At 71.9% G+C, this 23,896-nt stretch carries 24 protein-coding genes, 1 tRNA gene and 1 rRNA gene; 25 read left to right on the top strand and 1 reads right to left on the bottom strand.

Annotated elements, in window-relative coordinates; all coding sequences use genetic code 11:
* Positions 1-63 precede the first annotated feature (63 nt).
* The 22 genes from rrf to ABZK10_RS12855 all read left to right on the top strand — a co-directional run bounded on the left by rrf (position 64) and on the right by ABZK10_RS12855 (position 21,099).
* A 5S ribosomal RNA gene (rrf, locus tag ABZK10_RS12750) occupies positions 64-180 on the top strand.
* Positions 181-1,018: 838 nt separating this feature from the next.
* Positions 1,019-1,864, top strand: a complete 846-nt coding sequence (locus ABZK10_RS12755) for a tetratricopeptide repeat protein (protein ID WP_353809673.1) — start codon at positions 1,019-1,021, stop codon at positions 1,862-1,864.
* Positions 1,836-2,858, top strand: coding sequence for an HAD-IIA family hydrolase (locus tag ABZK10_RS12760; protein ID WP_353809674.1), 1,023 nt, complete (start codon positions 1,836-1,838; stop codon positions 2,856-2,858). Before ABZK10_RS12755 ends, ABZK10_RS12760 begins: the two co-directional genes overlap by 29 nt.
* A gap of 39 nt (positions 2,859-2,897) precedes the next feature.
* The gene (locus ABZK10_RS12765) at positions 2,898-3,092 is read left to right on the top strand and encodes a hypothetical protein (RefSeq protein ID WP_353809675.1); all 195 of its coding nucleotides are present in this window, start codon (positions 2,898-2,900) and stop codon (positions 3,090-3,092) included.
* A complete protein-coding gene (locus ABZK10_RS12770) occupies positions 3,089-3,904 on the top strand; it encodes a TlyA family RNA methyltransferase (protein ID WP_353810538.1) in 816 nt (271 codons plus the stop codon). Before ABZK10_RS12765 ends, ABZK10_RS12770 begins: the two co-directional genes overlap by 4 nt.
* On the top strand, positions 3,859-4,818 hold the full coding sequence (locus tag ABZK10_RS12775) for an NAD kinase (RefSeq protein WP_436408532.1): 960 nt from the start codon (positions 3,859-3,861) through the stop codon (positions 4,816-4,818). Before ABZK10_RS12770 ends, ABZK10_RS12775 begins: the two co-directional genes overlap by 46 nt.
* Positions 4,811-6,529, top strand: a complete 1,719-nt coding sequence (gene recN / locus ABZK10_RS12780) for a DNA repair protein RecN (RefSeq protein ID WP_353809677.1) — start codon at positions 4,811-4,813, stop codon at positions 6,527-6,529. The genes ABZK10_RS12775 and recN overlap by 8 nt, the downstream gene beginning before the upstream one ends.
* A complete protein-coding gene (pyrG, locus tag ABZK10_RS12785) occupies positions 6,516-8,204 on the top strand; it encodes a CTP synthase (RefSeq protein ID WP_353809678.1) in 1,689 nt (562 codons plus the stop codon). Before recN ends, pyrG begins: the two co-directional genes overlap by 14 nt.
* On the top strand, positions 8,197-8,868 hold the full coding sequence (locus tag ABZK10_RS12790) for an NUDIX domain-containing protein (protein WP_353809679.1): 672 nt from the start codon (positions 8,197-8,199) through the stop codon (positions 8,866-8,868). Before pyrG ends, ABZK10_RS12790 begins: the two co-directional genes overlap by 8 nt.
* The gene (gene xerD, locus ABZK10_RS12795; RefSeq protein ID WP_353810539.1) at positions 8,865-9,767 is read left to right on the top strand and encodes a site-specific tyrosine recombinase XerD; all 903 of its coding nucleotides are present in this window, start codon (positions 8,865-8,867) and stop codon (positions 9,765-9,767) included. Before ABZK10_RS12790 ends, xerD begins: the two co-directional genes overlap by 4 nt.
* Before the next feature lie 7 nt (positions 9,768-9,774).
* Positions 9,775-10,479: a hypothetical protein gene (locus ABZK10_RS12800; RefSeq protein WP_353809680.1), complete on the top strand. Its 705-nt coding sequence runs from the start codon at positions 9,775-9,777 to the stop codon at positions 10,477-10,479.
* A gap of 89 nt (positions 10,480-10,568) precedes the next feature.
* Positions 10,569-11,462 (top strand): ParA family protein, encoded by an 894-nt coding sequence (locus ABZK10_RS12805; RefSeq protein WP_353810540.1) that lies wholly within the window; start codon positions 10,569-10,571, stop codon positions 11,460-11,462.
* Positions 11,446-12,291, top strand: coding sequence for a segregation and condensation protein A (locus ABZK10_RS12810; RefSeq protein ID WP_436408533.1), 846 nt, complete (start codon positions 11,446-11,448; stop codon positions 12,289-12,291). The genes ABZK10_RS12805 and ABZK10_RS12810 overlap by 17 nt, the downstream gene beginning before the upstream one ends.
* Positions 12,281-13,030 carry an SMC-Scp complex subunit ScpB gene (gene scpB / locus ABZK10_RS12815; protein ID WP_353809681.1) on the top strand — a complete coding sequence of 250 codons (750 nt, stop codon included), beginning with the start codon at positions 12,281-12,283 and terminating at the stop codon, positions 13,028-13,030. The genes ABZK10_RS12810 and scpB overlap by 11 nt, the downstream gene beginning before the upstream one ends.
* On the top strand, positions 13,014-13,799 hold the full coding sequence (locus tag ABZK10_RS12820) for a pseudouridine synthase (protein ID WP_353809682.1): 786 nt from the start codon (positions 13,014-13,016) through the stop codon (positions 13,797-13,799). The genes scpB and ABZK10_RS12820 overlap by 17 nt, the downstream gene beginning before the upstream one ends.
* Positions 13,800-13,813: 14 nt before the next feature.
* A complete protein-coding gene (locus ABZK10_RS12825; protein ID WP_353809683.1) occupies positions 13,814-14,896 on the top strand; it encodes a prephenate dehydrogenase in 1,083 nt (360 codons plus the stop codon).
* Positions 14,893-15,642 (top strand): (d)CMP kinase, encoded by a 750-nt coding sequence (gene cmk / locus ABZK10_RS12830; protein WP_353809685.1) that lies wholly within the window; start codon positions 14,893-14,895, stop codon positions 15,640-15,642. Before ABZK10_RS12825 ends, cmk begins: the two co-directional genes overlap by 4 nt.
* The gene (der, locus tag ABZK10_RS12835; RefSeq protein ID WP_353809686.1) at positions 15,639-17,150 is read left to right on the top strand and encodes a ribosome biogenesis GTPase Der; all 1,512 of its coding nucleotides are present in this window, start codon (positions 15,639-15,641) and stop codon (positions 17,148-17,150) included. Before cmk ends, der begins: the two co-directional genes overlap by 4 nt.
* Before the next feature lie 74 nt (positions 17,151-17,224).
* Complete coding sequence (locus ABZK10_RS12840; protein ID WP_353809687.1) at positions 17,225-18,100, top strand: CHAD domain-containing protein; 876 nt, start codon at positions 17,225-17,227, stop codon at positions 18,098-18,100.
* Between the two features lie 142 nt (positions 18,101-18,242).
* Positions 18,243-18,857 carry a TetR/AcrR family transcriptional regulator gene (locus ABZK10_RS12845; RefSeq protein ID WP_353809688.1) on the top strand — a complete coding sequence of 205 codons (615 nt, stop codon included), beginning with the start codon at positions 18,243-18,245 and terminating at the stop codon, positions 18,855-18,857.
* A complete protein-coding gene (locus ABZK10_RS12850) occupies positions 18,854-20,962 on the top strand; it encodes an alpha/beta hydrolase (protein ID WP_353809689.1) in 2,109 nt (702 codons plus the stop codon). Before ABZK10_RS12845 ends, ABZK10_RS12850 begins: the two co-directional genes overlap by 4 nt.
* 63 nt (positions 20,963-21,025) lie before the next feature.
* A tRNA-Pro gene (locus ABZK10_RS12855) sits at positions 21,026-21,099 on the top strand.
* A gap of 74 nt (positions 21,100-21,173) precedes the next feature.
* On the opposite strand, the gene ABZK10_RS12860 is transcribed toward ABZK10_RS12855, so the two are convergent.
* On the bottom strand, positions 21,174-21,851 hold the full coding sequence (locus ABZK10_RS12860) for a hypothetical protein (protein WP_353809690.1): 678 nt from the start codon (positions 21,849-21,851) through the stop codon (positions 21,174-21,176).
* Positions 21,852-21,995: 144 nt separating this feature from the next.
* On the opposite strand from ABZK10_RS12860, the gene ABZK10_RS12865 reads away from it, so the two are divergent.
* The 3 genes from ABZK10_RS12865 to ABZK10_RS12875 all read left to right on the top strand — a co-directional run bounded on the left by ABZK10_RS12865 (position 21,996) and on the right by ABZK10_RS12875 (position 23,895).
* On the top strand, positions 21,996-22,244 hold the full coding sequence (locus ABZK10_RS12865) for a DUF1272 domain-containing protein (RefSeq protein ID WP_353809691.1): 249 nt from the start codon (positions 21,996-21,998) through the stop codon (positions 22,242-22,244).
* Positions 22,245-22,545: 301 nt separating this feature from the next.
* The gene (locus ABZK10_RS12870) at positions 22,546-23,103 is read left to right on the top strand and encodes a hypothetical protein (RefSeq protein WP_353809692.1); all 558 of its coding nucleotides are present in this window, start codon (positions 22,546-22,548) and stop codon (positions 23,101-23,103) included.
* A gap of 135 nt (positions 23,104-23,238) precedes the next feature.
* Positions 23,239-23,895, top strand: coding sequence for a response regulator (locus ABZK10_RS12875; RefSeq protein WP_353809693.1), 657 nt, complete (start codon positions 23,239-23,241; stop codon positions 23,893-23,895).
* The last annotated feature ends 1 nt before the right edge of the window (position 23,896 follow it).

Consider the following 23,896-nt stretch of genomic DNA (forward strand, 5'->3'; position numbering starts at 1 on the left):
GGGGTTGTGATCCCGGGGTGGGACCCGAGACCACACACCCCCAGGTGCGGGTGTGGCAAGAGTTTCGGCGGCCATAGCGCGAGGGAAACGCCCGGTCCCATTCCGAACCCGGAAGCTAAGACTCGCAGCGCCGATGGTACTGCAGGGGCCACCCTGTGGGAGAGTAGGACACCGCCGGACATTCATTCCGAGATGGCCACCCGATGACGGGTGGCCATCTCGCAGTTAAGCACCAGTTTCGCGGCACCGCCCGCAGTACGGTGGATCACGACACAACAGCACAGACGACAGGAACATCGTGGACGACGAGCGCAAGGATCGTCCGGAGCAGGCTCCGGACCGGGCAGGCGCGTCCCGGGGCGACGGCCGACGCGGTCCGTCTCGCGGCGACGCCCGCGGTGGCGACCGGAAGCCGGGCCGCACGGGTGATCGCCCGGCGAAGGCGGGGTCGTCGCGCGACCACGGTGGCACGTCGTCGGGTGGCAGGTCGGCGCGCGCGCAGTCGCGCGATGGCGGCTCCTCGCCGCGCCGCGACGGTGATCGTCCGCGCCAGGATCGCGCGCGCGACGGCGAGCGGCGGTCGTACTCGGGTCGCCCCGAGCGTTCCGGTCGCCCCGACGGCGCGGGTCGTTCCGATCGCGGCGGTCGCCCGCAGCGGGCCGGCGGCGCGGATCGCCCAGGTCGTTCGGATCGTGCGGGACGCCCCGATCGCGCTGGCGGGGCGGGACGCCCGGATCGTGCCGATCGTCCGGATCGTGCGGGGCGCCCGGATCGTGCGGGGCGCCCGGATCGTGCGGGGCGCCCGGATCGTGCGGGACGCCCGGATCGTTCCGGCGGCGCCGGTCGCCCGGATCGCGCCGGTCGCCCGGATCGTGACTGGCGCGGTGACCGCTCCGACCGCTCCGACCGCAGCGGCGGTCCCCGTGGCGGTCGTCAGGGCCAGGGCCGCGTCGCGGGCCGAGGACCACGACCGCAGGGCGGCCCGCGCGACGACCGCGAGTCGAAGCCGCGTCGGTACGTGCCCGAGGTGGACCCGTCGATCGACGCCCGTGACCTCGACCGCGCCGCACGCGCCGAGCTCAAGACGCTGAGCAAGGACAACGCCGAGCAGGTCGCCCGCCACCTCGTCGCGGCCTCGCGACTCCTCGAGGACGACCCGGCGCGCGCGCACGAGCACGCGCTCGAGGCAGCGCATCGTGCGGGACGCGTCGCCGTCGTGCGCGAGACCCTCGCCATCACCGCCTACGAGACCGGTGACTTCGCGCTCGCGCTGCGCGAGCTGCGCACCTACCGACGCATCTCGGGCCGCGACGACCAACTGCCGCTCATGGTCGACAGCGAGCGCGGCGTGGGCCGGCCCGAGAAGGCACTGGAGCTCGGCCGCTCCGTCGACCGCGAGTCGCTCGAGACGCCCGTGCGCGTGGCACTCGCGATCGCCATGTCGGGCGCGCGGCTCGACCTCGGACAGGTCGAGGACGCCCTGTCGGAGCTCGAGATCCCGCAGCTCGACCCCGACCGCGCGTTCAGCTGGAGCCCCGCGCTCTTCGACGCGTACGCGGAGGTGCTCGAGGAGCTCGGGCGCACCGAGGTCGCAGCCGAGTGGCGTGCGCGCTCGGCGCGAGCGGTCGCCGCGCTCGATGCGGCGACCGCCGACGTCGAGACCGTGACCGTCTTCGAGGTCGAGTCCGACGAGGAGACGGAGGAGGCGCCCGAGGCGGTGGTGGACGCCGGGACCGATGGCGCCGCGGCCGACGAGGACGCGGCCGACGGTCGCGTCGCGGACGACGCCGAACCCGAGGCATCCGCCGTCGACCAGGAGACCGTCGGAAGCGATGATGAGCCTGCTGCGCCGCGCGAGGACTGATTCGGCGACGCCCCTCGACGGGGCCGATGCGGTGCTGGCCGACCTCGACGGGGTCGTCTACGCGGGCCCGTCGGCGCTGCCGCACGCGGTCGAGAGCCTCAACGCCGTCGCTGCGACCATGCCGGTCGGCTACATCACGAACAACGCCTCCCGCAGCGACGCGACCGTGGCCGCGCACCTCGGCGACCTCGGGCTCCGGGTCGCGCCCGAGCACGTCGTCACGTCCCCGCAGGCCGCGATGCGCCTGCTTCGCGCGGCCGTCGACCCCGGTGCGACCGTGCTCGTCGTGGGCGGCGAGGGCATCATCGTCGAGCTGGAGCGCGCGGGCTACGTGCCCACGCGATCCGCGGAGGACGCACCGGCCGCGGTCGTGCAGGGCTTCGCCCCCGACGTCGGCTGGACCCAGCTCGCCGAGGCGAGCTTCGCCATCAACGACGCCGCCGATCGCGGCGGCATCCCGTGGATCGCCACGAACACCGACTGGACGATCCCCGTCGCGCGCGGCATCGCCCCGGGCAACGGCACCCTCGTCTCCGCGGTGCACACGGCCGTCGGCATCCTGCCGCAGGTCGCCGGCAAGCCGGAGACCCCGATCTTCACGGAGGCCACCGAGCGGTTCGGCGTCGCGTCGCCCCTCATGATCGGCGACCGGCTCGACACCGACATCCTCGGCGCACGTCGGGCCGGCATCCGCTCCGCGCTCGTGCTCACCGGCATCGACCGGGCGAAGCAGGTGCTCGCGGCGAAGCCCGAGATGCGTCCCGACTTCGTGCTCGCCGACCTGCGCGGGCTGCACGAGCCGTACCCCGAGACCCGCACCCGTCGCGACGGAGGCGTCTCGGTCGGCGACGCCGTGGTGCGCATCGACGGCCGTCAGGTGACGGTCGTGCGCGACGGCGACCCGCTCGACCTGCTGCGCGCCGCAGCCGCGGCGATCTGGGGGAGCGCGACGCCCATCCACGGACTGGAGGTGCCGGAGCGTCTCTACGCGTGACCCGGCTCCGCCGTCGTGCGGAGGCGATAGCGTGGAGGGGTGAGTGACGCACCCGCGGACGACGCGACCCCGGCGGACGTGAGCCCCGAGGCATCCGCCGCCCCCGACGGCCTCGCCGAACGCCTGGCGGGCATCGACGAGCTGCCGCTCGAGGAGCGCGCCGCCGCCTTCGAACAGCTGCACCGCGAGTTGCGCGCCCAGCTCGAGGGCGCCGACCCGGAGGCGGCCGACTGAGCTCCGACGACGGCAGACTCGACGCGACCCTCGCCGCCCGCGGGCTCGCGCGGTCGCGCACGCACGCCGCCCAGCTGATCGCCGACGGTGACGTGCGGGTCGACGGCCGGGTGGTGCGCAAGGCCTCCACCCGGGTCGGCCCGGGCGCGGACCTCGTGGTGGAGGCATCCGACCACTACGTGAGCCGGGCGGCATGGAAGCTCGTGACCGCGCTCGACGCGTTCGGCGTCGATCCGGCCGGTCGCACGGTGCTCGACGCCGGGGCCTCGACGGGCGGGTTCAGCCAGGTGCTGCTCGAGCGCGGCGCGCGCACCGTCATCGCGGTCGACGTCGGCCACGACCAGCTCTCGCCGAGCCTGCACGGCACGCCGGGGCTGGTGGCGGTCGAGGGATGCAACGTGCGCGACCTCACGCCCGAGGTGCTCGCCGACGTGTCGGGCGTCGACGACCGACCGACGCTCGTCACCGCGGATCTCTCGTTCATCTCGCTCACGACCGTGCTGCCCGCGCTGCGCGCGACCGCGGCGGACGACGCCGACTTCGTGCTGCTCGTGAAGCCGCAGTTCGAGGTGGGGCGCGGCGGCGTGCGCGCGGGCGTCGTCCGCGACGACGCGCTGCGCGCGGAGGCCGTGATGGGCGTGCTGCGGTTCGCGGCCGGCATCGGGCTCGGCACGGCGGGCGTCGTGTCCTCCCCAGTGCAGGGCACCCACGGCAACATCGAGGTGCTCGCGTGGTTGCGCGCCGAGGGCGGGAGCGATCCGTCAGAATGGAGTGGACTGGTGACGGCGGAGACGAAGGGCGGTCGGGCGTGAGCGAAGCGCGGCACTTCCTGGTCGTCTCCCACACCGGGCGCCGCGACTCCCTGGAGGCCACGTCCGAGGTGTGCCGGCAGCTGACCGCGGCCGGCGCGATCCCCGTGATCGCCGCCGAGCAGTGGGACGACCTGCACGAGTTCGACCCCGAGATGAACGGCAACGCCCGGCGCCTCGAGGACGGCGTGTCGCTCGCCGACATCGAGCTCGCGATCGTGCTCGGCGGCGACGGCACCATCCTGCGCGCCGCCGAGATGGTGCGCGGGCACTCGGCGCCCGTGCTCGGCGTGAACCTGGGCCACGTCGGGTTCCTCGCCGAGTCCGAGCGCGACGACCTCGGCTACACCGTGGCCCGTGCGCTCGCCCGCGACTACGAGGTCGAGGAGCGCATGGCGCTCGCGGTGCGCGTGAAGGTGGGCCCGGACGTGGTCTGGGAGAGCTGGGCGCTCAACGAGGTGACCGTCGAGAAGGCCGAGCGCGAACGGCTGCTCGAGGTCGTCATCGAGGTCGACCGTCGTCCGCTGTCGACGTTCGGGTGCGACGGGGTCGTCGTCTCCACGCCGACCGGCTCGACCGCGTACGCGTTCTCGGCCGGCGGGCCCGTCATCTGGCCCGGCGTCGAGGCCATGCTGCTCGTGCCGCTCAGCGCGCACGCCCTGTTCGCCCGCCCGCTCGTGGTCGGCCCCGACTCGTCGCTCGCGATCGAGGTGCTCGACCGCACGAACGCCTCGGGCGTGCTCTGGTGCGACGGGCAGCGCATGCACGACCTGCCGTCCGGCGCGCGCGTGATCGTGCGCCGCTCCGACACGCCGGTGCGACTGGCCCGACTGCACGAGGCGCCGTTCACCGACCGGCTCGTCAACAAGTTCCGACTCCCGGTCGCCGGGTGGAGGGGGCCCGGCACGCGTGATTGAGGAACTGTCCATCCGCGACCTCGGCGTGATCGCGGAGGCGACGCTGCCCGTGGGCCCGGGGTTCACCGCGGTCACGGGCGAGACCGGCGCCGGCAAGACCATGGTCGTCTCGGCGCTCGGGCTGCTGCTCGGCTCGCGCGCCGATGCCGGCACCGTGCGCTCGGGCGCCGAGCGCGCCTGGGTCGAGGGCCGCTGGCTCGTCGCCGACGACGGGCCCGTCGCCGAGCGCGCGCGCGATGCGGGCGGCGACGTCGACCAGGGCGAGCTGCTGCTCGGCCGCTCGGTCTCCGCCGAGGGGCGCAGCCGCGCCGTCGTGGGCGGGCGCAGCGCGCCGGTCGGCGTGCTCGCCGACATCGGCGAGTCGCTCGTCGTGGTGCACGGCCAGTCGGAGCAGGTGCGCCTGCGATCCGCCGTGGCGCAGCGCGAGGCGCTCGACCGCTTCGCCGGCGAGGCGCTGCAGCCCGTGCTCGCCGAGTACCGCGAGGCCTTCCACCGGTGGCGCGAGGCGGCCGCCGAGCATGCGGCGCTCGTCGAGGCCCACGAGGACCGCGCGCGCGAAGCGGCCGAGCTCCGCACCGCGATGGACGAGATCGCCGCGGCCGAACCGGTCGCGGGGGAGAGCCGCGAGCTCGCCGAGCGCGCCGACAAGCTCACGAACCTCGAGGAGCTGCGGCTCGCGGGCGAGCAGGCCCGCGAGATGCTCTCGTCCGACGTGGTGGAGGACGTGCCCGACGCGGTGGTGCTGGTCGACGGGGCGCGGCGCGCCCTCGAGCGCGTCGCCGAGCACGACGCGCAGCTCGCGCCGATCGCCGAGGCACTCGCATCCGCCGGGTTCATCCTGGCCGACGCGGTCGCCGACCTCTCGGGCTACCTCGCATCGCTCGACGCCGACGGCAGCCGCGAACTCGAGCTCATCCAGGAGCGTCGCGCGCTGCTGACCGACCTCGAGCGCCGGTTCGGGCCGACGCTCGACGACGTGATCGCCTACGCCGACCGCTGCGGGCTCCGCCTGCTCGAGCTCGACGGCGACGACGAGCGCATCGACCGGCTCGCCGCACAGGTCGACGCCGACGCGGCGCTCGTCTCCGAGCTGGCCGCACGCATCTCCGCCATCCGCCGCGAGGCGGGGGCCGAGCTCGCCGAACGCGTGACGGCCGAACTGGCGGCCTTGGCCATGCCCGACGCCCGGCTCGAGGTGCAGGTCGACGACTCCGGCGAGCTGGCGGCGCACGGGCGCGACGCCGTCGCCATCCTGCTCGCGCCGCACGCCGGCGCCCCGGCCAGGCCGGTGTCGAAGGGGGCATCCGGCGGTGAGCTCTCTCGCGTCATGCTTGCGATCGAGGTCGTCGTCGCGGCCACCGACCCGGTGCCCACGTTCGTCTTCGACGAGGTCGACGCGGGCGTCGGCGGCGCCGCCGCGATCGAGATCGGCAGGCGGCTCGCCCGGCTCGCCGAGACCTCGCAGGTCATCGTCGTGACCCACCTGGCACAGGTCGCGGCGTTCGCGACGAACCACCTGCGCGTCGCGAAGGGCTCCGACGGGCGCGTCACCGCCTCGAGCGTGAAGCAGCTCGAGGGCGACGAGCGCGCCGCCGAGATGGCCCGACTGCTCTCCGGCCTCGCCGACTCCGACTCCGGCCTCGCGCACGCCCGCGAGCTGCTCTCCCTCGCCCACACTGCTGATAGGATGGAAGCCCGTGGTGGACATTGACAGCGCGGAATCCTCGAACGACACGACCAAGCACATCTTCGTGACCGGTGGTGTCGTTTCTTCATTGGGCAAGGGCCTCACGGCCGCCAGCCTCGGCAATCTCCTGACCGCGCGGGGCCTGCGCGTCGTCATGCAGAAGCTCGACCCCTACCTGAACGTCGACCCGGGCACGATGAACCCGTTCCAGCACGGCGAGGTCTTCGTGACCGACGACGGCGCCGAGACCGACCTCGACATCGGGCACTACGAGCGGTTCCTCGACATCAACCTCAGCCAGGCGGCGAACGTCACCACCGGGCAGATCTACTCCACGGTCATCGCCAAGGAGCGCCGGGGCGAGTACCTCGGCGACACTGTCCAGGTGATCCCGCACATCACCGACGAGATCAAGCGGCGGATGCGACTGCAGGCGTCGGAGACGCCGAAGCCCGACGTGATCATCACCGAGATCGGCGGCACCGTCGGCGACATCGAGTCGCAGCCGTTCATCGAGTCGGCCCGCCAGGTGCGCCATGAACTCGGCCGCGGCAACGCGTTCTTCGTGCACGTCTCGCTCGTGCCGTACATGGGGGCGTCGGGGGAGCAGAAGACCAAGCCGACCCAGCACTCCGTCGCGACGCTGCGCTCGATCGGCATCCAGCCCGACGCGCTCGTGCTGCGCAGTGATCGCCCGGTCACCGAGGCGAACAAGCGCAAGATCGCCCTCATGTGCGACGTCGACGAGCAGGCCGTCGTGAACGCGGTCGACGTGCCGAGCATCTACGACATCCCGACGATGCTGCACGAGCAGGGCCTCGACCAGTACATCATCGACTCCCTCGGCCTCACGACCCGCGACGTCGACTGGAGCGGCTGGGCCGGGCTCCTCGAGGCGGTGCACGAGCCGAAGCACGAGGTCACGATCGGCCTGGTCGGCAAGTACATCGACCTGCCCGACGCGTACCTGTCGGTGACCGAGGCGCTCCGCGCCGGCGGGTTCGCCGGCAAGACCAAGGTGAACCTCCGCTGGATCCCGTCCGACGAGTGCGAGACCGAGGAGGGCGCGGCGCGCCACCTCGGCGAGCTCGACGGCATCTGCGTGCCCGGCGGCTTCGGCGTGCGGGGCATCGAGGGCAAGCTCGGCGCGCTGCGCTTCGCCCGAGACAACCACATCCCCGCGCTCGGCCTGTGCCTCGGCCTGCAGTGCATGGTCATCGAGTACGCGCGCAACGTCGCCGGCCTCGAGGGCGCCTCGTCGTCGGAGTTCGACCCCGACACGAAGTTCCCGGTCATCGCGACCATGGAGGAGCAGGTCGAGATCATCGCCGAGGGCGACATGGGCGGCACCATGCGGCTCGGCCTGTACCCGGCGGCCCTCGCCGAGGGGTCGCTCGCGGCCGACCTGTACGGCTCCGAGCTCGTCTCCGAGCGCCACCGCCACCGCTACGAGGTGAACAACGGCTACCGCGAGCAGATCGCCGAGGCCGGCCTGGTGTTCTCGGGCACGAGCCCCGACCGCCACCTGGTCGAGTTCGTCGAGCTGCCCCGCGACGTGCACCCGTTCTACATCGGCACCCAGGCCCACCCCGAGCTGCGCAGTCGTCCGAACGACGCGCACCCGCTGTTCCGCGGGCTGGTCGCCGCCGCACTCGAGCGCCGTCGGGCGAGCCTGCTCTTCGACAACTCGGATGCCTGATCAGGTGACGGGCTCCGGCACTGAGCAGACTCCCGGGCCGCTCGCCGACGAGTACGCCCCGATCGAACCCGTCGAGAGCACGCGGGTCTTCGAGGGCCGTGTCTGGGACCTCCGCCGTGACACGGTCGAATACGGCGACGGCCGTATCGTGCGCGACTACGTCGACCACACGGGCGCCGTCGCGGTGCTCGCGCTCGATGAGAACGACCGCGCGTTCCTCATCAAGCAGTACCGCCACCCCGTGCGCACGCGCGACTGGGAGATCCCGGCAGGGCTCCTCGACGTCGACGGCGAGCCCCCGCTCGCGGCCGCGCAGCGCGAGCTGGCCGAGGAAGCCGACCTCGAAGCCGACCAGTGGTCGGTGCTCACGGAGTTCTGGAACACGCCGGGCGGCAGCAACGAGGCCATCCGCATCTACCTCGCGCGCGGCCTGCGCGCCACGCCCCATCCCTTCCCCCGCGAGGCCGAGGAGGCCGACATGGAGGCGCGGTGGGTGCCGCTCGACGAGCTCGTCGAAGCGGTGCTCGCACGGCGCGTGCAGAACGCGGCGGTCGTGATCGCCGCGCTCGCCGCGACTGCGTCCCGGGCCGCCGAGTGGTCGACCCTGGCGCCGGCGGATGCACCGTGGCCCGCGCACCCCAAGCTGGGGCGCCGCACCGGATGATCCCGGGCGCGGTCGAGTCCTACCTGCGCCACCTCACGATCGAACGGGGGCTGTCGCGCAACACGGTCGCGGCCTACCGGCGCGACCTCGACCGCTACGGCGCATGGCTGGCCGCGCGCGGCGTCGACGACGCCGCATCCGTCACCGAGCAGGACGTGGTGGACTTCGTCGCGTCGCTGCGCGCCGACCCGGGGCATCCGATGGCCGCCTCGTCGGTGGCCCGCATCCTCTCGTCAGTGCGCGGCCTGCACCGCTTCCTCCTCGAGGAGGGGCGCGCCGCGAGCGACCCGACCCGAGAGGTGCGTCCGCCGAAGCTCGCCTCGCGCCTGCCGAAGGCCATCTCGGTCGAAGAGGTGCAGGCCCTGCTCGACGCGACCGGTGGCGACGACCCGGTGGCGCTGCGCGACCGTGCGCTGCTCGAGCTGCTCTACGCGACGGGCGCCCGCGTGTCGGAGGCCGTCGCCCTGAACGTCGACGACGTGCAGGACGCCGACGTCGTGCGCCTCGAGGGCAAGGGCGGCAAGCAGCGCATCGTGCCGCTCGGCAGCTACGCCCGCGAGGCGCTCGGCGCCTACCTCGTGCGCGTGCGCCCCGACTTCGCGGCGCGCGGGAAGTCCACCCCGGCGCTCTTCCTCGGCCCGAGAGGGGCGCGGATGTCGCGCCAGAGCGCCTGGCTGGCCATTCGCGCCGCCGCCGAGCGCGCCGGCATCCGCGCCGAGATCTCGCCGCACACGCTGCGGCACTCGTTCGCCACGCACCTACTCGCGGGCGGCGCCGACGTGCGCGTCGTGCAGGAGCTGCTCGGCCATTCGTCCGTCGCGACGACCCAGATCTACACGCTCGTCACGGTTGACACGCTCCGGGACATGTACACGGCCGCACACCCTCGCGCTCGCTAGGATTCACTTGTTTCGCGACGTGGACGGGGTGGGGGTTGCGGTGCAGGCCATGCGGATCGTCCTGGTAGTGATCGGTGGCATCGCCTTGCTAGGCTCCCTAGCCGCACTGGTCTTCTCGGATGCGTATGGGCCCGCACTGCAGTGGGTCGCCCTTCTGGGGACCAGCCTGCTCTTGGTGGGTGCGTTATCGGACAGAATCACCAGCGTGAAGGTGAGTGGCACGCGCCTTGAGCTCGAACTCGCGCAGCTCGGGGCACCGAAGGCGGCGAAGCTACTCGGCAGGAGTGAGATCGGAGACCTCGTAGCCACCTACGCCTTCCTGAGGTCAGAACTGAACGACAGGGCGATCCGAGTCCAGTTGCAGGATGCGCTTGTGCGTCAGGCGACCGCGCTTGCGAGCACTGAGAAGTTCCCGCCCGAAGAGGTGAGGACGATGCTCCGAGACGGTGCTCCAGTGGTGCGGGTGATTGCCATCGGACTGATGCTCGGGGATGTGTCGCTGGCAGACGGAGGAACGCTGCTCGACGCCGTATCGAGGTCTCGGACGCCGAAGGAGCAGACTGGGGCATTGCTCGTGGTCGAACGCGCATGGCAGTCCTTGATGCGTGCTGATCGGGAGGCGCTGCGCTCAGCAATACGTGAGGACCGATTCATTCCCCGCAATCATGACCGCAAGGCGATCGCAGATCGGATCCTCGATCTTCCGGTGTGACCTGATGGTCAGGTGCGCGTGTGAGACCGCCTGTCAACCAGCCGCTCGCTAGAATCGGGCAGGACATGCGGAACACGCGACTCGAAGGAATGCACGTGACGGGATCCCAGAACGACCCATTGGACGGGACCGCCACGCTCGACCCGGCGCTCGGACCGACGGGTCGGCCGGCCCGCGACTTCCCCGAGCCCGAGGCGCTCGACGGGCACGGGCCCGCACGCATCATCGCCCTGTGCAACCAGAAGGGCGGGGTCGGCAAGACCACGACGACCATCAACCTGGGCGCCACGCTCGCCGGCTACGGCCGCCGCGTGCTCGCGATCGACTTCGACCCGCAGGGCGCGCTGTCGGCGGGCCTCGGCGTGCGCACCCACGACGTCACCACCATCTACGACCTGCTGCTGACGCGCCAGCACGAGCCGAAGGACGCGATCCAGCACACGAGCACCGAGGGGCTCGACGTCATCCCGGCGAACATCGACCTGTCGGCGGCAGAGGTGCACCTGGTCAACGAGGTGGCCCGCGAGCAGATCCTCGCCGGGGTGCTCCGCCGCGTCTCGGCCGACTACGACGTCATCCTCATCGACTGCCAGCCGTCGCTCGGCCTACTCACCGTGAACGCGCTGACCGCGAGCCACGGCGTGGTCATCCCGCTCGAGTGCGAGTACTTCGCGCTGCGCGGCGTGGCGCTGCTCATCGAGACCATCGAGAAGGTGCGCGACCGGCTGAACCCGGCCATCTCGCTCGACGGCATCCTCGGCACCATGTACGACGCCCGCACGCTGCACTCGCGCGAGGTGCTGGAGCGCGTCGTGGAGGCGTTCAACGACGACGTGCTCGAGACCGTCATCACGCGCACCGTGAAGTTCCCGGACGCCTCCGTGGCATCCGCCCCCATCACGCAGTTCGCACCCGAGCACCAGGCGGCGAAGGCCTACCGGCAGCTCGCGAGAGAGCTGATCTTCCGTGGCGCCGTCGCCTGAGCCCGTCGGGGAGACGATCGAGACCGCGCCGGAGCCCGAGGCCCAGGACGACTCCTTCCGCGTCGCCCTGAGCAACTTCGAGGGCCCGTTCGACCTGCTGCTCTCGCTCATCTCGAAGCGCGAGATGGACATCACCGAGGTCGCGCTCGGCGCGGTCACCGACGAGTTCATCTCCTACCTCGCGACGCTCGAGGCGGAGGACGAGCTCGACCGGGCCAGCGAGTTCCTGGTCGTCGCGGCGACGCTGCTCGACCTGAAGATCGCCGGGCTCCTGCCGCAGGGCGAGCTCGTCGACGCCGAGGACGTCGCGCTGCTGGAGGCGCGCGACCTGCTGTTCGCGCGCCTGCTGCAATACCGCGCCTTCAAGCAGGTGGCGACCTGGTTCGGTGAGCGCATCGCCGCCGAGTCGAGCCGGCACCCGCGTTCGGTGCGGCTCGAGGAGCGGTTCCGCCAAGCGCCGCCCGAGCTGCGCTGGACCCTGTCGGCCGACGACTTCGCGGCGCTCGCGGTCGTGGCGCTCACGCCGCGGATCATCCCTGTGGTGGGGCTCGACCACCTGCACGCGCCGCTCGTGAGCATCCGCGAGCAGGCGGCGCAGGTCGTCGCGACGCTGCGCCGCGGCGAACCCGTGTCGTTCCGCGAGCTGGTCGCCGGCGTCGACCGCAAGGGCGTGGTCGTCGCCAGATTCCTCGCGGTGCTGGAGCTGTACCGCCACGCCGCCATCGCCTTCGAGCAGCTCGAGCCGCTCGGCGAACTCACCCTGCGCTGGACCGCCGAGGAGTGGTCCGAGGAGCAGCTGGGCAGTCTGGGAGCAGATTATGAGCATTGAGACCAACACGAGCACTGAGGCCAACACGAGCACTGAGGCCAACACGAGCACTGAGGCCGACACCGGCACCGCGACGGATGCCACGGGCATCGCCGCGGATGTCGCCGGCGCACCGCCCGCCGACGGCGCAGACGAGCACGGCATCGACCTCGCGGGCCGCGCGCTCGACCTCGACCGCGCCCTCGAGGCGATCCTCTTCATCGCCGACGAGCCGCAGACCGTCGTGCAGCTCGCGACCGCGGTCGCGCGGCCCGTGCGCGAGGTGCGGGCGTCGATCGCGCGACTCGTCGCCGACTACGACGGGGAGACCGGCTCGGCGGAGGCGGGCGCAGGCGGAGGCATCCGTCGCGGCTTCGAGCTTCGGGAGGTGGGCGGTGGCTGGCGCTTCTACGTGCGCGGCGACTACGACGACCTCGTCACCGACTTCGTGCTCACCCAGACGCCGACGCGCCTGTCGCAGGCGGCGCTCGAGACGCTCGCGGTGATCGCCTACAAGCAGCCGATCTCGCGCGGGCAGGTGGCGTCGATCCGCGCGGTGAACGTCGACTCGGTCGTGCGCACGCTGCTCGGCCGCGGCCTCATCACCGAGGTGTCGAGCGATGCCGAGACGGGGGCGATCCTCTACGGCACGACCGACCAGCTGCTCGTGCACCTCGGCGTGAACTCCATCGAGGAGCTGCCGAAGGTCGCGCCGCTGCTCGACGACGGCCAGGACGGGTTCGATGACCTCGCCCGCTGAGCCCGGGGCGACGGCCGGCGGCGCGCCCGAGGGCGTGCGCCTGCAGAAGGTGCTCGCCGCGGCGGGCGTCGCGTCGCGCCGTGTCGTCGAGCAGTACATCGTCGAGGGGCGCATCACGGTTGACGGGCGGGTCGTCACCGAGCTCGGCACGCGCATCGACCCGGCCGTCGCGAAGGTGGCCGTCGACGGCATCGCGGTGCAGCTCGACGCCGACAAGCTCTACTTCATGCTGAACAAGCCGCGCGGGGTCGTCTCGTCGATGCGCGACGAGCAGGGGCGGCCCGACCTGCGCCGCTTCACGGAGGACCTGCCGGGTCGCGTCTACAACGTCGGGCGCCTCGACGGCGACACGAGCGGACTGCTCGTGCTCACCAACGACGGCGAGCTGGCGCACGTGCTCGCGCACCCGTCGTTCGGCGTCGAGAAGACCTACATCGCGAAGGTCCGGGGCACGGTGCAGCCGCAGGTGCTGACGAAGCTCAAGCGCGGCATCGAACTGGAGGACGGACCGATCGCGGTCGACGCGGCGAAGCTGCTGCAGGCCGGCAGCGGCGGCGGGTTCTCGATGGTCGAGGTGACCCTGCACTCGGGGCGGAACCGCATCGTGCGGCGCATGCTCGATGCGGTGGGGCATCCGGTGGTCGAGCTGGTCAGGCGGCAGTTCGGGCCGCTGCACCTCGGCACGCTGCGGTCGGGCGAGGTGCGCGCGTTGACTAAGGTTGAACTCGGCCGCCTGCTCACGATCGCACGAAGCGACGAGCGCGGCTGAGAGGGGAATCACCAGTGGCCGACAGTCGCCTCACCGGACCGGTGCGCGTCGTCGGGGTCGGACTGCTCGGATCGAGCGTGGGCCTCGGCCTGCGCGCCCGCGGCATCGACGTGATCCTCGCCGACGCGTCGCCCACCCACCTCGGCATCGCCGTCGACTACGGCGCCGGGCGCCCGGCGGCCGAGGGCGACGCCCCGCAGCTGATCGTGGTCTGCGTGCCGCCGGACGTCACGGCCGACACGGTCGCCGCCGAGCTCGACGCGTACCCGGACGCGATCGTGACCGACGTGGCGAGCGTGAAGCTGCGCATCCTCGACGAACTGCGCGAGCGCGGGGCCGACGTGTCGCGCTACATCGGGTCGCATCCGCTCGCCGGCCGTGAGCGCGGCGGGCCCATGTCGGGCCGCGCCGACCTGTTCGCGGGCCGTCCGTGGGTGGTGGCCGCGCACGACGGCATCACCTACCGGCGGGGCGGCGTCGTCGACGACCTCATCCTCGACCTCGGCGCGACGCTCGTCGAGATGACGCCCGAGCAGCACGACGCCGCCGTCGCGCTCATCTCGCACGTGCCGCAGGTCGTGTCGAGCCTCATGGCCAGGCGCCTCGTCGACGGCGCGCCGTCGGCGCTGAACCTCGCCGGCCAGGGCGTGCGCGACGTGACCCGCGTGGCCGCGAGCGACCCCGAGCTGTGGGTGCAGATCCTCGGCGCGAACGCCGCGCCCGTCGTCGAGATCCTCGCCGCGTACCGCGACGACCTCGACCGCTTCATCGCCGCGCTCGGCGACGTCGATGCGCCGGGCGCGCGCCGCCGCATCGCGGAGGAGCTCCTCGGCGGCAACACCGGCGTCGGGCGCCTGCCCGGCAAGCACGGCGTCGACCGGCGCTTCACCCCCGTGGTCGTCATGGTCGACGACCGTCCGGGGCAGCTCGCGCGACTCTTCCAGGACGTCGGCGACATCGGCGTGAACATCGAGGACTTCCGCATGGAGCACTCGCCCGGCGCGCCCGTGGGCCTCGCCGAGCTGGCGATCGTGCCCGAGGCGGTCGAGTCGCTCACCGAGGAACTGAGCCAGCGCGGCTGGCGGATTGCGGGATGATGCAGCAGCAGACCATGGTCGTGGCGATCGACGGACCCGCGGGCAGCGGCAAGTCGAGCGTGAGCAAGGCGGTCGCCCGCCGGCTCGGCTTCGGCATCCTCGACACGGGCGCCGCGTACCGCGCGCTCGCGTGGAGCGTGCTCGACGCCGGACTCGACCCCGAGGACGCCGCGGCGGTCGTCGCGCACCTGCCGGCGTTCGCGCTCGACCTCGGCACCGACAACACCGGTGCGATCGTGCACGTCGGCGATGTCGACGTGACCGCCGCGATCCGCGAGCCGCGCATCTCGGGCGTCGTGAGCGCCATCGCGCGCGTGCCCGAGGTGCGGCGGGAGCTCATCGCCCGATTCCGGGTGATCGCGGCGGATGCCCCCCAGGCGGGCATCGTCATCGAGGGCCGTGACATCACGACCGTCGTGGCGCCCGACGCGCCCGTGCGCATCCTGCTCACCGCCGACGAGGACGTGCGCATCGCGCGTCGCACGGCCGAGCTCGTCGGCTCGTCGGCCGACGGCGCGGGGGAGCAGCTGCGTCGCCGCGACCGGGCCGACGCGCAGGTCGTCGACTTCATGACCGCCGCCGAGGGCGTCACGACGGTCGATTCGACCCACCTCGACTTCGACCAGACCGTGCTCGCGGTGATCGCCGTCATCGACGGCGTGCGCCAGGAGCAGGGCCGGCAGGCGGCGGATGCCCCGGAGGCATCCGCCCACCAGACATCCGCAGAGCAGGGAGCACCACGATGAGCGGACCCGACGACGAGTACGAGGGCGTCGAGGACGACCTCGTCGAGCGCCTCGCGGCAGTCGACGACGACCTCGCCGACCAGCGCGCGGCGGTGCTGCGCAGCGGTCTCGACGACTACGAGCTCGACGACGAGGACCTCGAGGTGCTCGAGGGCGGCGAGCTCGACGAGGACGGCGTGCGGTTCCTGCCGGCACTGCCGGTCATCGCGATCGTCGGCCGTCCCAACGTCGGCAAGTCGGCGCTCGTGAACCGCATCCTCGGCCGCCGCGAGGCCGTCGTCGAGGACACGCCCGGCGTCACCCGCGACCGCGTCTCGTACAAGGGCGAGTGGCTCGACCGCCGCTTCACGCTGGTCGACACGGGCGGGTGGGAGCCCGACGCGCGCGGCATCGACGCATCCGTCGCCGCCCAGGCCGAGGTCGCGATCGAGCTGTGCGATGTCGTGCTGTTCGTGGTCGACGCCACCGTCGGCGCCACCTCGACCGACGAGCACGTCGTGCGGCTGCTGCGGCAGGCGAAGAAGCCGGTGTTCCTCGTCGCCAACAAGGTCGACGACCTCCGGCAGGAGCCCGAGGCTGCGGCACTCTGGAACCTCGGCCTCGGCGAGCCGCACCCGGTCTCGGCGCTGCACGGCCGCGGCGTCGCGGACCTCCTCGAGGAGGTCTTCCGCGTGCTGCCGCAGGAGTCGGCCGTGGCGAAGCAGGAGGTCGGCGGCCCGCGTCGCGTGGCGATCCTCGGCCGCCCGAACGTCGGCAAGTCGAGCCTGCTGAACAAGGCCGCCCGCGAGGAGCGCGTGGTCGTCAACGACCTCGCCGGCACGACGCGCGACCCGGTCGACGAGCAGATCGAGCTCGGCGGCAAGGTCTGGCGCTTCGTCGACACGGCGGGCATCCGTCGCCGCGTGCACCTGCAGCAGGGCGCCGACTTCTACGCCTCGTTGCGCACCCAGGCCGCGCTCGAGAAGGCCGAGGTCGCGGTCGTGCTGCTCGACGTGACCCAGGCGCTCAGCGAGCAGGACGTGCGCATCATCGACCTCGTGCTCGAGTCGGGCCGTGCGCTCGTGCTGGCGTTCAACAAGTGGGACCTCCTCGACGACGACCGCCGCCGCTACCTGGAGCGCGAGATCGAGCAGGACCTCGCGCACGTGGCGTGGGCGCCGCGGGTGAACATCTCGGCGCGCACCGGCCGCCACCTCGAGAAGCTCGTGCCCGCGCTCGAGACCGCGCTCGAGTCGTGGGACACGCGCATCCCGACGGGCAAGTTCAACGCCTTCCTCACCGAGCTCGTGCAGGAGCACCCGCACCCGCTGCGCGGCGGCAAGCAGCCGCGCATCCTGTTCGGCACCCAGGCGGCGACCCGCCCGCCGACGTTCGTGCTCTTCACGACCGGGTTCCTCGACCCGGGCTACCGCCGGTTCATCCAGCGGCGCCTCCGCGAGGTGTACGGCTTCGAGGGCACGCCGATCATCACGAACATGCGCGTGCGCGAGAAGCGCCAGCGCTCGTAGCCGCCGTGAGGCCGAGCGGATGCCCGGGGGTCGAACGGATGCCGCGGGGCGGCGCCCGGTCGTAGCCTGAGGTGGTGGGGGAGCACGCGCCGGAACGTGCGGGCGACGCCGTGCTGGCGGCGATCGCGCACCTCGCGGCGCGCATCCGCGAGCTCGAGCCGGCCGCGCGCTCCGATGCGCCGGACGCGGTGCATCAGCTGCGCACGCACGTGCGGCGGTTGCGCAGCGTGCTCGCCGCGTACCGGCCGCTGTTCGACGGCGCGCGGGTGGACGACCTGCGGCGCACGTACGCGCGCTACGGCGAGGAGCTCGGCAGGGTGCGCGACCTCGAGGTGCGTGCGCGGTACGCCGAGGAGGCCCTGAAGGGGCTGCCGGATGCGCCGGCGGCGATGCGCGTGCGCCTGGTCGACGACGTGCGCGCGGAGTATTCCGAGGCGCACGCTCGGCTCGCCGAGCTCATGACGGGCCCGGGCGCGGATGCCCGTGCGCGGATGCTCGACGCCTTCTGCGCCGATCCGCGGTTCACGGCGCGCGCCGACCTGGCTGCGGTTCCGATGGTCGGCGCGTTGCTCGCGGACGAGGCGCATCGAGCGATGCTGCGGGCGATGCGCGCCGACTCGTCGCCCGAGCGGCTGCATCGCGCCCGCAAGGCGGCACGGCGACTGCGCTACGCGGCGGAGGCGGTGTCGGAGCCGCCGACCGAGGTGCTGGGGGAGCGCGCACGGCAGCTCGCCGCGGCCGGCGAGGCGATCCACGACCTGCTCGGCGACCACCGCGACGCGCTGATCTTCGCCGAGCACGCCCGTCGTGTCGGCGGCGCGCATGCCCGCACGCACGCGGATCTCGCCGCCGGGGCGGAGGCGGTCGCGGCGGGGCACCTGCGCCGGTATCCGGCTGCGGTGCGGCGGTTGCGCGGTGCGACGGGCGCATTCGTCGCGGGGGTCGACTGAGGGCGGCGCCGGCTCGGGGCATCCGCTCGCTCCTCGACGTCGTGCCGGCACCGTTGACAGCACTCGCACCCGGCGGTAATCTCCTCGCAGATTCGTTCGGTCGATCGATCGAAAACCGATCGAACAGGCAGGGGGAGCCACGATGGCGAGCAGCGATACCCGGGCGGCGATTCTCGGTGCGGCCCGCGAGCTGGTGCTCCGCGACGGATTCGCCGCGCTCTCGACGCGCAAGGTCGCCGACGAGGCCGACGTGCCGCAGTCGCAGATCCACTACCACTTCGGCACGCGCGAGCAACTCGTACTGAGCGTGCTCGAGGCGGAGGACGCCTCGCTCGTCGATCGACAGGCGGCGCTCTACGCCGGCGACGAACCGCTGTCGGCGCAGTGGGCACGGGCATGCGACTACCTCGACGACGACCTCGACTCGGGCTACGTGCGCATCCTGCACGAGATGATGGCGGCCGGGTGGTCGACCGAGGTCGTGGGGGCGCGGGTGCGCCGCATCTACGACGGCTGGACGTCGGTGCTGACGGATGCCGCGCGGCGGGCGTCGGCACGGGGCATCCGCTTCGGTGCCTTGACCGTCGAGGAGATGGTCGCGCTCGTGAGTGCGGCGTTCATCGGGGCGGAGGCGATGATCCTGAGCGGCACCGAGGGGCCGACGCGGCCGTTCCGCGACGCGCTGCGGGCGATCGGGCGGCTGATCGCCGCGGAGGAGGCGCGCCTCGCGGCGCTCGAGGAGGAGGTGCGGTCATGAGGGCGACGATGCCGACGGCGGAGGGCTCGGTCGAGCGGGCCGGGGCGAGCGTGCACTGGGAGGTGTACGGGGCGGACGGGCCGACCATCCTGCTCGCGCCGACCTGGGAACTGGTGCACTCGCGCAACTGGAAGATGCAGGTCTCGTTCCTCGCCCGGCACTACCGGGTCGTGCTGTTCGACGCGGTGGGCAACGGGCGGTCGTCGCGGCCGGCGGACCCCGGTCGGTACTCGTGGGCGAACCGCGACGCCGACGCGATCGCCGTGCTCGACGCCACGGGAACGAAGCGGTGCGTCGTCGTCGGCTACTCGATGGGTGGTGAGCTCGCGATCACGCTCGCCGCGCTGCATCCGGGGCGGGTCGACGGGGTCGTCACGATCGGCGCCGCTCACGAGTGGGTCGTGCCCATGGTCGACCGTCAGGCGCCCGAACCGCCCGCGCCCGGCGAGCGACCCGAGGGCTGGGCGAAGTACGACCCCGACTACTGGCGCACCGACTACCGCGACTTCGCCGAGTGGTTCGTCGCCGAGGTGGTCTCCGACCCGCACTCGACCAAGGCCTGGGACGACGGCGTCGGCTGGGCGATGGAGACGACGGGCGACGTGCTCGCGGCGACCGAGGTGGACTACGCCGACCTCGACGTGGACGACATGGAGCGGCGCATCCGCTCGATCGACGTGCCGGTGCTGCTGATGCACGGCACCGACGACCGCATCGTGCACCCGGGCAGCTCGGAGCTCCTGCACGAGTGGATCCCGGGCTCAGACCTCGTGCTGATCGAGGGCTCGGGGCACTCGCCGCACACGCGGTTCCCGGTGAAGGTCAACCACCTCATCAAGGGGTTCGCCGACCGCGTGTACGGCCGACGCGACGAGGCGGCGACCTGGCACGTCGGCATCAGCCGGCCGAAGTCGGCGCTCTACCTGTCGTCGCCGATCGGTCTCGGGCACGCACGTCGCGACATCGCCATCGCGGGGGAGTTGCGCACGCTGCATCCCGACCTGCAGATCGACTGGCTCGCACAGGACCCGGTGACCCGGGTGCTGGATGCGGCGGGGGAGCGCATCCACGAGGCATCCGCTGCCCTCGCCGGCGAGTCGGCGCACATCGAGTCGGAGTGCAGTGACCACTCGCTCGCGGTGTTCCAGTCGCTGCGCACGATGGACGAGATTCTCGTGCACAACTTCATGGTGTTCGACGAGGTCGCCCAGCGCGGCGAGTACGACCTGATCATCGCCGACGAGTCGTGGGAGGTCGACCACTACCTGCACGAGAACCCGAACCTGAAGCGCGGGGCGCTCGCGTGGATGACCGACTTCGTCGGCTACCTGCCGATTCCCGAACGCGGGGCGCGCGAGGCGGCGGTCGTGGCCGACTACAACCAGGAGATGATCGCGCACGTCGAGCGCTACGGTCGGGTGCGGGATGCGGCGGTGTTCGTCGGCTCGCCCGACGACATCGTGCCCGACCGGTTCGGCGAGGGGATGCCCCTGATTCGCGACTGGACCGAGGACCACTTCGAATTCGCCGGGTACGTGACCGGGTTCGACCCGGCGGCGCTCGGTTCGCGCGAGGCGTTGCGGGCCGAGCTCGGGTACCGCGACGACGAGCGGGTGTGCATCGTCTCGGTCGGCGGGTCGGGCGTCGGCACCGACCTGATCCGCCGCGTGGTCGCCGCCTACCCCGAGGCGAAGCGGGCGATCCCCGAGCTGCGGATGATCGTGGTGACCGGCCCGCGGATCGACCCGGCCACGCTGCCGCAGATCGACGGCGTCGAGTACCGCGCCTACGTCGACCGGCTGTACCGCCACCTCGCCGCGTGCGACCTGGCGATCGTGCAGGGCGGCCTCACCACGACCATGGAGCTCGCCGCCTGCCGGGTGCCGTTCATCTACGTGCCGCTGCGCGACCACTTCGAGCAGAACTTCCACGTTCGGGCGCGGCTCGATCGCTATCGCGCCGGGCGGTGCATGCAGTACTCCGAGCTCTCGCCCGACGCGCTCGCGAGCGCCATGGCGTCGCTCGTCGGTGCGCCGGTCGACTACCGGCCGGTCGAGACCGACGGCGCCGCGCGGGCGGCCGCGATGATCGGGAAGCTGCTCTGAGATTCGGTGCGGCGCCGATTCGTTCGCGGGGCCGGTGCTCCGTTATGATGGTCAGGTTGTCCACGGGCTGTGGCGCAGCTTGGTAGCGCACTTGACTGGGGGTCAAGGGGTCGCAGGTTCAAATCCTGTCAGCCCGACCGTGGCAGAAGCCCCGGTGAGAAGCAATTTCTCGCCGGGGCTTCGTCGTCCCCACAGGTCTACGTGTGTCAGGCTAGCCCGCGGGCGGAGGGCCGTGCTCGGCAGTCTCGCCTGTGCGGCTCGCGACGGCAACGGGGATACGCCTCGGATTCCATGTCGGTCGAATGAGGCGGACTGCGACGTCGTCGAAGAACTCGTCGAGTGCGGCATAGGTGAAGGCGCGCTCTGACTTGTACGAGTCGCGAAGTGGTTCGCGACGCTCCGACTGCCAGAGCCGTTCGTCGCCCGAAGCGACCGACGCGTCGTGCTCCATGTAGAACCGCTCGGCATCCTGGATGCAATGTCGAAGGTGCGCGAGCACCCGTCTCGACCACTCCGCGGACCACGACGACGGGTGGAACATCAGTCTCACATGTGCGCGCTCGATCCGGACCTGATCCAGGGCATCATGGCAGGCGGCAAGGCGCTCGTTGCGCACGTCGACCGACGTGAGGAGGAAGTCGTTGCGATGTGGGAGCACGTCTTCGGTGTTCGTGCTCGGCGGAGTCACGTGCCGAAGTGCCGCCAGAGCCGCCAACGTGGCACGCGAGAAGCTCTCGGCCGGTGCGATCATGAGCACGCGGGCCTGCTGCTGCCGATCATGCCGCCGTGCAAGCATCGCGCCGACGAGCGCCGCCGTCGCCGCGAGCAGGCCGACGAGGATCGGAACGCTCGTTGCCCAGCTCATGCGTCGCCCGCCGACATGATCCATGTCTAGCACTCCGCGACATCGCACGGAATGCGCAGTGCACGCCGTACTCGGGTGACCTCGCAGAAGGGCCGATGGCCGAAAGTCGGTCTTCCGGGAGCGGTTTTCGTCTGTTCCGTGCCTGGCGCGCGTTGCTAGCGTCACCGCATGCTGGAGATCCGACCGAACTGCGAGTGCTGCGACCGCGACCTCGCGACCGATGACGCGAACGTGTTCATCTGCACGATCGAGTGCACCTGGTGCGGCGACTGCGCGCGCCGGCTCGACTTCACCTGCCCGAACTGCAGCGGCAACTTGACCGAGCGCCCGGTCCGACCGGCGGCGTGGCTCGAGAAGTACCCCGCGTCGACGCAACGGGTGTTCAACGCCGGCTGCCTGGCCACGGTCGGCGGCTGACTCGCGCGGCACCTCGCCGACGCAGCATCCGATGTGTCGCCTGCTTCTCGACGCCCGCGGCGCGCGCCGCCGCGCGGGGAGCACGAGGGGAGGCCGGGTTGGATGCCCAGGGGCCATCTGGAACGACGCAGGCGGTCTGCGCGGGATGGTGGCTCTTTACCGGGTAGCTGGTACGACGAAGTGGCGACGCCTGCAATGACCGGTGGCGTGCGGCGGACAAGACTCGAAGTCGTGGGCATCAGTCCACGCCGCACCGCGAGATCGACCCCGCCGGTACGCCGGCCCTCGGAAAGGAACCCTCATGACCACCGTTCGCAACGAGCTGCAGCTCTCCCACGCCGTCGTCACCGCAGACGTGACCGCGCCATTCGAGCACATCGACATCGAGCGCTGGCTCAAGACGCTCCCCACCCACGAGTACCAGCGTTGCGCCCCCGGCGACCACAAGGCCGCGGGATACACGGTCGACGACGACGGCACGCCCATGTCGATCAACGTCGAGATGATCGGCAGCGGACTGGTCATCCAGCAGTACCGCTTCGAGGTCGCCTCGCCCACGTACTGCAAGATGGTCTCGCTGTCCGACGTCCTCACGCCGGCCGGGTGGACCACCACCCAGGTCATCTGGGAGCTCCGGATGGAGCAGCTGGACGGTGACAGGCTCCGCTACACCAACACCGTCACCTCGCACCCCACCGACGACTTCATGGTGTTCATCGGTGCCAACGGCCAGACCTTCGAGGAGGCCGCCGCGGCCCGCCAGCAGGCCTCAGGCGAGCACTGCGAGATCGAGACTCCCCACTACGCGCAGAGCATTGCCACGTTCGCGACGGCAGCCGCAGTACCGGCCGCAGCCTGAGAAGACCGTGACCAGCGGCCGGGCGGGCCGCGTGCCCCTCCGGCCGCTGTGGCACGCCCGGCCCCGGCACGCAATGTGCCGGCAACTCGCGCATGCAAGCATGTGCCGAGGAGTCGCTGAAGGGAGCGCACCGACATGGCTGGACTGCGGGTGATCGTCGCCGATGACGACGTCCTCCTTCGGGAGGGCCTGGTGGGAATCCTGTCGCGCTCCGGCATGGACGTGATCGGGCAGGTGGGCGACGCGGAAGAGCTTCTCCGCCTGGTTCGGGCTGACCAGCCGGACGTCGCCGTCATCGACATCCGCATGCCGCCGCACCTCGCCGAGGACGGGCTGGACGCCGCGCTCCAGATCCGACGCGAGCTCCCCGAGGTCAGCCTCCTGCTGCTGTCGGCCCATATCGAGGTCGATCATGCACTCGAGTTGCTCGATGGTGGTCGTGGCGTGGGCTATCTGCTGAAGCACCGCATCACCGATGTCTCGGACTTCCTCGAGTCCCTCGATCGCGTCGCCGACGGTGGCTCCGTGATCGACCCCGCGCTCATCCAGGAGCTCGTCTCCGTGAAGCGACGCGAGAACCCCCTGGCGGCTCTCAGCAGCCGCGAGCGCGAGGTTCTGGTTCTGATGACGGAGGGGTTGTCCAACGCAGGCATCGGACGCAGGCTCTGGATCACCGAAGGCACCGTCGAGAAGCACGTGCGCAGCATCCTGCTGAAGCTGGACCTGCGCGACACTGCGGACGATCACCGTCGGGTCCGTGCGGTGATCCGCTACCTGGACGCGATCGCCTGAT

Source organism: Agromyces sp. SYSU T00194, assembly GCF_040496035.1.
GTDB classification, from domain to species: Bacteria; Actinomycetota; Actinomycetes; order Actinomycetales; family Microbacteriaceae; genus Agromyces; species Agromyces chitinivorans.

Coding starts and splice junctions, on each gene's coding strand:
- ABZK10_RS12760 (WP_353809674.1), top strand. CDS start 1,836: ATGAGCCTGCTGCGCCGCGCGAGGACTGATTCGGCGACGCCCCTCGAC.
- ABZK10_RS12775 (WP_436408532.1), top strand. CDS start 3,859: ATGGAGTGGACTGGTGACGGCGGAGACGAAGGGCGGTCGGGCGTGAGC.
- ABZK10_RS12790 (WP_353809679.1), top strand. CDS start 8,197: ATGCCTGATCAGGTGACGGGCTCCGGCACTGAGCAGACTCCCGGGCCG.
- xerD (WP_353810539.1), top strand. CDS start 8,865: ATGATCCCGGGCGCGGTCGAGTCCTACCTGCGCCACCTCACGATCGAA.
- ABZK10_RS12805 (WP_353810540.1), top strand. CDS start 10,569: ATGCACGTGACGGGATCCCAGAACGACCCATTGGACGGGACCGCCACG.
- scpB (WP_353809681.1), top strand. CDS start 12,281: ATGAGCATTGAGACCAACACGAGCACTGAGGCCAACACGAGCACTGAG.
- ABZK10_RS12820 (WP_353809682.1), top strand. CDS start 13,014: ATGACCTCGCCCGCTGAGCCCGGGGCGACGGCCGGCGGCGCGCCCGAG.
- cmk (WP_353809685.1), top strand. CDS start 14,893: ATGATGCAGCAGCAGACCATGGTCGTGGCGATCGACGGACCCGCGGGC.
- der (WP_353809686.1), top strand. CDS start 15,639: ATGAGCGGACCCGACGACGAGTACGAGGGCGTCGAGGACGACCTCGTC.
- ABZK10_RS12845 (WP_353809688.1), top strand. CDS start 18,243: ATGGCGAGCAGCGATACCCGGGCGGCGATTCTCGGTGCGGCCCGCGAG.
- ABZK10_RS12850 (WP_353809689.1), top strand. CDS start 18,854: ATGAGGGCGACGATGCCGACGGCGGAGGGCTCGGTCGAGCGGGCCGGG.
- ABZK10_RS12860 (WP_353809690.1), bottom strand. CDS start 21,851: ATGGATCATGTCGGCGGGCGACGCATGAGCTGGGCAACGAGCGTTCCG.
- ABZK10_RS12865 (WP_353809691.1), top strand. CDS start 21,996: ATGCTGGAGATCCGACCGAACTGCGAGTGCTGCGACCGCGACCTCGCG.
- ABZK10_RS12870 (WP_353809692.1), top strand. CDS start 22,546: ATGACCACCGTTCGCAACGAGCTGCAGCTCTCCCACGCCGTCGTCACC.
- ABZK10_RS12875 (WP_353809693.1), top strand. CDS start 23,239: ATGGCTGGACTGCGGGTGATCGTCGCCGATGACGACGTCCTCCTTCGG.